Below are 7,354 nucleotides of genomic sequence, written 5' to 3'. Positions count from 1 at the left end.
TGAAAATTGGCATTATTGGTGCTGGCAACATGGGTGCTGGGTTGGGTAAACTTTGGGCAAAGGCAGGACATGAAGTCGTCTTTTCTTACTCACGAGATCCAAATAAACTGATTGAGCTGGCAACAGCGGCAGGGGCGACTGCAAAAGCAGGAACAATTCAAGATGCAGCAGCACAAGACATTATTTTATTGGCTGTTTGGCTGCCAGCATTGGAAGAGGTCATTCACGCGGCTGGCTCTTTGGATGGGAAAATTATCATTACTTGTGTGAGTGGAATTCAGCCAGACTTCACGGGGCAAACAATTGGCTTGGCAACGGACTTGAAAATTTCTGTTGCTGAAACCATTCAGAAACTTCTACCAAATGCAAAAGTTGTGGAGGCATTCAATACTACATTTGCTGAAATTATTGCTTCAGACTCAAGACAATTCGGTGCTGATTTTCCTAGCGTTTTTTACTGTGGTGATGATGTTGAAGCAAAACAAATCGCTGCAAATCTCATTGAAGACTGCGGTTACAAATCAGTTGATGCAGGTAATCTTCTGGTGGCACGTACTTTAGAAACCTTAGCAAGTGCATGGGTGCAGTTTGCTGTTGCGAGTCAGCTATTTCCCAACCTTGGGTTGAAAGCTTTGCAACGTTGAGCAGCAGCATAAACCAATCAAATGCAGCGGACGGTTGAGGGTCAATGATACTGAGTTCGAGTCTCGATCTGTCTGCTGCAAAACGGTTATTATCTTCCTGGTGCGTTCTTCCGAAGATTACGCACGTTCCACAGTGTTTCTAATGTCTCTGACACTAACTTCGCAAAGCTGATGAAGTGTTTCTCATCTTCTTCCGTGAACTCCCCTTCGTACTTATCGGATAGTTGTAGCAATCCCCAGTTCATTCCATCTTGTCCGACAATCGGGGCAGCAAGCCAACCTCGCATCGGTGGATGCTTGCCCGCCTCGTTACCAAAACCTTTCCACTCAGGGTGAGCTTCGAGTTCCGCTTGGGTCATTCGTACAGGTTGATTGTGGCGCAATAACCACCCGTGTGTGCCATATCCAGTTGCAGGTGTATCGTATTTTGCCCACGCTGCATACTTCTCTGAGAGTGAGAAGAACTTCCGAATAGAACTCCAATCTTCTTGCACAATAATGGCGATCGCCGATTGATGAGCGCCAATCAAAACGCGGATCAGTTCAACTGCATTCTTCAAAACTCGATTTGCCGCTTCAATGAATTCCTCGTCGATCGCATCTGGGTTTTGAATGACTGGATTTGGCGTTGCACCTGTAACGATATTTTGGAGGTAAACATTTTGATGAGCTTCTGGCTTTACGTCAGACATCGGTTGATTCCTCCTAAGCGCAAAATATGGTTTCCGAAACTACCAAGGAACAGGCTGACCGAGGTGGAAAAAGCCCCCACTGGCACCATCATCAGGCAAGGTGGCTAACTGCACTCCGGTTTTCGCACCCTCAGTAATATCCATCATTGCGCCGTCACCGCCTAATTCGGTTTTGACCCAACCGGGATGAGCACTGTTGACCTTTACGGGTGTGTTTCGCAACTCGTGCGCCAAATGCACGGTAAAAGAATTGACCGCAGCTTTAGAGGCATCATAAGCAAAGGGTTTGGAGTCATAAATGAACGAACTTGGATCGGCGTGAAGGGTCAACGATCCTTCGATACTTGCCATATTGACAATCCGTCCACTTTGGCTCTTTAGAATCAAGGGCAACATGGCTTGAGTCACTTCAACCAAAGCAAAAAAGTTAGTGTCAAACGTCTTACGGATCATGTCAACTGATACAGAACTTGCATTACTAATTGCCCATTCACCATCCAACATGACTCCCGCATTATTAATCAGAACATCCAACTTACCGAACCGATTTTTAATCTCTTGGACGGCTGATTGAATTTGAATACTGTCATTAATATCAAGTAGAATCGCTTCGGCTTTCAATCCTTCATTTTTTAGCTTCGTTGCTGCCGCGACCGCCGCTTCAAGTTTGCGGGCTGCAATGATCACCGTCAATCCATGCTGTGCAAGCTGGCGGCTCATTTCAAACCCAAGCCCTTTGTTCGCGCCTGTCACCAATGCAACTTTACCGTTTGATTCGCTGTTGACCATTGACTTCTTCTCCTTGATTTAGGGCATTCGAGCAAATTAATCACAACACTGAACCTGAAAAATTGGCTATTTGAGGATTAACGGCGTTAAAACAGGAGCCATCAACATTTCAAACTCCAAATTAGTCGCGCTCACCACATTTTCGACAATCTTGCCCTCTCGTAGCCGCATGACATGAGTTTCAATGAAAGTGATATCCCGATTGGTAGCAGCAATCCCAAAAAATGCTTTGGTGTGTTTTTGCACAGATCGAAATCGAACGACGACTCGATCGCCTGCGGCAAACATATCTTCAACGATCATCTCTGAACCCGCAACGGGAGGAAAGGCATCGAAAAAGGCACTAAATATTTGTATGTAAGCTTCCCGTCCGTCAATTGGCCCATCTGGCTTTAATCCGGTGATTGCCTGCACATTCTCATGTAGTACATCCGCCGCGATCGCCATATTGCCCTTGCCCAAAAACTGCTCGATAAAGATCCGGGCGATCGCCAAGTTTTGTTCTTCAGTTGGAGTCATCGTTATTCCTCACTGTAGTTGTGTTGTCTCTTCGGTTCGATTGATTACCAATCCAGTGCGATCGCGCCCCCAAACTTCCGCATCTCAGCAAAGAAGTTACCCTGTGAGCCGCCCTCTGGAAGAGTTGCCAGATACACAGCGGTTTCAGCTCCTTCATCCGCTGTAAAGGGCGCATCAGGGCCACCCATATCCGTTTTCATCCAGCCAGGAGAATAAGCATTTACCAAAATGTTTGTACCTCTTTAGTGAAGGCATTGGCCAATTCCTGCATCCGGGGTTCATGGCGCACAGGTGCGTAGGGATAGGGTTGGCTGCGGGTTGGTTCCGTGGGGTCAAGGCCTGCCTGCCCATGCACATCATAAAGCTGCTCGGCTTGGGCGTAATAGGGCTCAAAATCGGCATATTTCACCGCCCATTCTGGCGAAATGCCATCCTGGTGCGTGACCTGTTCAAAATCGCGCTCTCGCATCCGCAAGAGGGCAGCCCCGTAGACTTTGGTGTTACCGCCCACCCAATAGCCCGTGGCCGGTCGGAAGGCTTTCCCGTTGGTGTCAAACCACTGTTCTTGGGTGTGATAGCGTTCCCGTTGATACACTTCTAACGCACTCCAGTTTTCCTTTTCTCTCGGCAAGAAGGATCCGCGTTCTAGAATCAAAATCTTTTTGCCGCTGGCCGCTAGATGATAGGCCAACGTGCCGCCACCTGCGCCGGTGCCGATAATGATTGCATCGTAATGAGTGTTGGTAGCCATGAATGGGTTCCTCGCCGGTTAGGGAATTGACTGATTGAATTGGTGTGAATACGGTATGAAAGGCTAAATATGCCAGTCATAGAAACCAGTATCGACAAAGCTTGGGGATTTTTAACTTATTTTTTTCATACCCTGATTAAGCAACGCCAGGTTTTCAATGTAGGCATGATTTAACATCCAAACTATCAACGAATCATTTTAGTAATCGATCGCTCAAATCCACCCGGCCATCTCGGTCATAGTTGCAGCGAAAAATACAACGTTTGGGATTATCGTGGTGGAGCTTGGCGCACTTGACAGCGCGATCGCCAAACAACTCAGTATACAAACCCGCCGCTGATAACATTCCGATCGGGGGCACGATTACATACAGCCAGAAGTCCGTCCAAACATTGGCCGGTAAAGCCGACGCCAAACTTCGCGCCGGATTCATGCTAAAGCCCGATAATGGCGCTTCAAAGGTAATGTAAAGCATGACGAGAAATCCCGATAACAGGCCAGTGTAGCGATGCAGTTTTTGGTGATTACTCGTGAATAACACCATCATCATCATCACAAAGGCCACCAACCATTCACCCATCACGGCTCCGAGCCAACCCAGCGCACCGGGAACCGTGACAATATAATTAATCGGAGGTTGGATAAATACTTGACCCAACGCGAATGCGACTAAATAAATACCGGCTAATCCGCCTAGACATTGAAACAACACATAGAACAACGCATCCAGCAACTTAACTTTGCCCAGTCGATAGAAGGTCAACGTCACCGCTGGATTCATGTGCGCGCCCGATTGTTGACCCCAAGGTGAATGGATCAGGGCGATCGCCGTCAACCCCATCACAATTCCCACTAAAAACCGCCGTAGATCACCATTGGCAATGGCCTGATGTACCGGCGATTGAGGATATTCAAACAGAATCGAAAACCCACCGGCTGCGATCAAAAATAATCCCAGTAAGGCCGCTTCCATCAGGTATTCTGGTAGGTGATTGCGAAAGGTTGCTTTAAGGGTGGTCATGCTGTCCCTCCTGGGCGCGGTGGGCCGCATTTTGGTGAATCAGGGCAGCGACCAAGCCTGTCCAACCGGTTTGGTGACTCGCGCCAATTCCCGCGCCATTATCGCCGTGGAAATATTCGTGGAACAAGATGTAATCGCGCCAATGGGGATCGGTTTGGAATTTCTCAATGCCACCATACACCGGACGGCGACCCGATGCCTCGCGCTCAAACAAGGCCACTAAGCGGTGAGACAGAGCGATCGCCACTTCTCCCAAGGTCATTTCCTGCCCCGATCCCGTCGGACACTCGACTTTAAAACTGTCGCCCAGATAGCTGTGAAAGCGCTCTAAGGCTTCAATAATCAAATAATTCACCGGAAACCACACGGGGCCGCGCCAGTTGGAGTTACCGCCAAATAAGCCGGTGCTGGATTCAGCCGGTTCATACCGGACGAAATAATCATTCCCCCCTAATTGCAAGCAATAGGGATGATCCTGGTGATACTTGGAGATGGCTCGAATCCCGAACGGACTGAAGAATTCCGCTTCATCCAACATGCGTTGCAGAATCCGTTGCAGTTTGCTGCGATAGGCGATCGCCAACAACCGTCGCGCTCCCATTCCCGGTGTTTCCATACAGGCGACATTCTCTTTGAGGTCAGGGCGATTGCGAATAAACCACTGCATCCGCCGTTTGAAACCCGGAAATTTTTCCAGGGTTTCGAGTTCCAGCACGATGACAGCATAGAGCGGAATTAAGCCCACCAGCGATCGCACCTTCAACGGTAACTGTTGCCCATCGGGTAAATGTAGCGCATCGTAATAGAAGCCATCGACCTCATCCCACAGCGCAATATTGCTTTCGCCAATGCCATCGATCGCGTCGGCAATGTAGAGAAAATGCTCAAAAAACTTACTGGCAATGTCTTCGTAGCTGTCGTCGGCTTTGGCTAATTCGAGGGCGATCGCCAGCATATTCAGGCAATACATGCCCATCCAACTGGTGCCATCGGCTTGGTTGAGGTAGCCGCCCGTGGGCAATTCGGCACTGCGATCGAAAATGCCAATGTTATCCAACCCCAAAAAGCCACCCTGAAACACATTGTTGCCCGCCATATCTTTGCGGTTCACCCACCAAGTAAAGTTGAGCAGCAACTTGTGAAAGACCCGTTGCAGAAAGGCGCGATCGCCCTGCCCAGTGGATTTTTGCTCAATTTGATAGACCTGCAATGCCGCCCACGCCTGCACCGGAGGATTCACATCGCTAAATTTCCATTCATAGGCCGGGAGTTGGCCATTGGGATGCATATACCATTCACGGGTGAGGCGATCGAGTTGCAACTTGGCAAACGCCGGATCGATCATCGCTAACGGAATCAAATGAAATCCTAAATCCCACGCGGCAAACCAGGGATACTCCCACTTGTCGGGCATGGAGAGAATATCTTCACTGAACAGTGTGCCCCATTCGTGATTGCGTCCGGCTTTGCGATCGGTAGGCGGCGCGGGTTGTCCCGGATCGCCTTTCAGCCAGTCATTCACGCTGTATTGATAATATTGTTTGCTCCAGAGCAGTCCGGCAAACGCTTGGCGTTGAATATTGCGTTCATCGTCCGATTGGGGAAAGGGCGAAACCTCTTGATAGAACTGATCGGCTTCCTGTTTCCGGGTCTGAAAAATCTGCTCAAACTCAGCGCTAAACGGGGCGGACAATTGGGACCGATCGCTCAACCGCAGGCGCACGGTTTTGGTGGCTCCTGGTGCCAAGGTCAGCGAATAACGGGCGGCAAATTTCGTACCGACCCGATCGGGATTAATCGCTTGAGCATCACCATTCACCACATAGTTATTAATGCCATCTTTCACATAGGGCGATCGATTCGCTGTGCCAAACAATCGCTGATAATTGGTTTCGTTATTCGTAAATAGTAATTCTGCATCACCCTCACAGTAAAGCCAATGCGTTGCCAGGGTGGGATGCTGGGCTTCGAGTTGACTGAACGTTGGATCAGAATGCACGACTTTGATTAAAGGCGGTGTGATGTCCGGGTTCCAGTCCCAGAGATTGCGAAACCATAGCGTGGGTAATAACTGTAAGGTGCTAGCTTCACTGCCGCGATTGGCGATCGTGATTTGAATCAGAATATCTTCCGCTGTGGCTTTGGCATATTCTACAAAGACATCGAAGTAGCGATCGCCATCAAAAATACCAGTATCCAGCAATTCAAACTCGGGTTCTAGTTTGCCGCGGCGTTGATTTTCTGCGACTAATTGAGCATAGGGAAATGCCTGCTGTGGGTACTTATACAGGCATTTCATGTAGGAATGGGTCGGGGTGCTGTCGAGATAAAAATAATATTCCTTGACATCTTCGCCATGATTGCCTTCATTGCCTGTTAAGCCAAAAATGCGCTCCTTGAGAATGGGATCGTGACCATTCCACAGGGCGATCGCAAAACATAAGCGTTGTCTTGTGTCAGAAATTCCGGCAATGCCATCTTCACCCCAACGGTAGACGCGCGATCGGGCCTGGTCGTGAGGAAAATAATCCCAAGCCGAGCCATCGGGGCTGTAATCCTCCCGCACCGTGCCCCATTGTCGCTCACTTACATAGGGTCCCCAGCGTTTCCAGTAGGCGATCCGGTCTTGGTCTTGCTGCAATCGAAGTTTCTCTGGAATCATCAAACTTCTCCGGTACGGTGAATAACGATCTAAAGAGTTTGCTAACAGAATTCTGCGTGTTTTTAATAAAAGCAGCCTGAGAACTAGATGAGAAAGCACATCTTTGTCAGACCGGCGGCTTTGCCTGAGCACCAACTATGGTTGTTTTTTCCAGTCGTCGGTCAGTAAACCTGAGAACCGTTACATAAATCCTACCCAAAGTTACTCAAGATTGGACAATATTGGACTTTGAGCTTCGTTTACTTCCTGCTTCATCCTGGTAGTGTCGGCACTCAC

At 48.9% G+C, this 7,354-nt stretch carries 8 protein-coding genes; 1 reads left to right on the top strand and 7 read right to left on the bottom strand.

The window, feature by feature from the left end; all coding sequences use genetic code 11:
• The coding region (locus JGK36_RS33360; RefSeq protein WP_293199378.1) for an NADPH-dependent F420 reductase at positions 1-644 on the top strand (644 nt) is incomplete at its 5' end.
• Positions 645-733: 89 nt separating this feature from the next.
• On the opposite strand, the gene JGK36_RS33355 is transcribed toward JGK36_RS33360, so the two are convergent.
• The 7 genes from JGK36_RS33355 to JGK36_RS33325 all read right to left on the bottom strand — a co-directional run bounded on the left by JGK36_RS33355 (position 734) and on the right by JGK36_RS33325 (position 7,078).
• On the bottom strand, positions 734-1,336 hold the full coding sequence (locus JGK36_RS33355; RefSeq protein WP_293187226.1) for a GAF domain-containing protein: 603 nt from the start codon (positions 1,334-1,336) through the stop codon (positions 734-736).
• 39 nt (positions 1,337-1,375) lie between these two features.
• Positions 1,376-2,125, bottom strand: a complete 750-nt coding sequence (locus JGK36_RS33350) for an SDR family oxidoreductase (RefSeq protein ID WP_293199376.1) — start codon at positions 2,123-2,125, stop codon at positions 1,376-1,378.
• Positions 2,126-2,191: 66 nt separating this feature from the next.
• Positions 2,192-2,644, bottom strand: a complete 453-nt coding sequence (locus tag JGK36_RS33345; RefSeq protein ID WP_293187088.1) for an ester cyclase — start codon at positions 2,642-2,644, stop codon at positions 2,192-2,194.
• 44 nt (positions 2,645-2,688) lie between these two features.
• Positions 2,689-2,871 carry a hypothetical protein gene (locus JGK36_RS33340; protein WP_293187087.1) on the bottom strand — a complete coding sequence of 61 codons (183 nt, stop codon included), beginning with the start codon at positions 2,869-2,871 and terminating at the stop codon, positions 2,689-2,691.
• Entirely contained in the window at positions 2,865-3,395 is a 531-nt protein-coding gene (locus tag JGK36_RS33335; RefSeq protein ID WP_293187086.1) for an NAD(P)-binding protein, read from the bottom strand. Before JGK36_RS33335 ends, JGK36_RS33340 begins: the two co-directional genes overlap by 7 nt.
• A gap of 193 nt (positions 3,396-3,588) precedes the next feature.
• Positions 3,589-4,416 carry an MIP/aquaporin family protein gene (locus JGK36_RS33330; protein ID WP_293193885.1) on the bottom strand — a complete coding sequence of 276 codons (828 nt, stop codon included), beginning with the start codon at positions 4,414-4,416 and terminating at the stop codon, positions 3,589-3,591.
• Positions 4,403-7,078: a glucosidase gene (locus JGK36_RS33325; RefSeq protein ID WP_293199374.1), complete on the bottom strand. Its 2,676-nt coding sequence runs from the start codon at positions 7,076-7,078 to the stop codon at positions 4,403-4,405. Before JGK36_RS33325 ends, JGK36_RS33330 begins: the two co-directional genes overlap by 14 nt.
• Between the last annotated feature and the right edge of the window lie 276 nt (positions 7,079-7,354).

The organism is Microcoleus sp. PH2017_35_SFW_U_B (assembly GCF_020737865.1).
Taxonomy (GTDB): domain Bacteria; phylum Cyanobacteriota; class Cyanobacteriia; order Cyanobacteriales; family Microcoleaceae; genus Microcoleus.
Note: the sequence above shows the minus strand (reverse complement) of the source record. Positions and strands in the feature narration are given on the sequence as shown.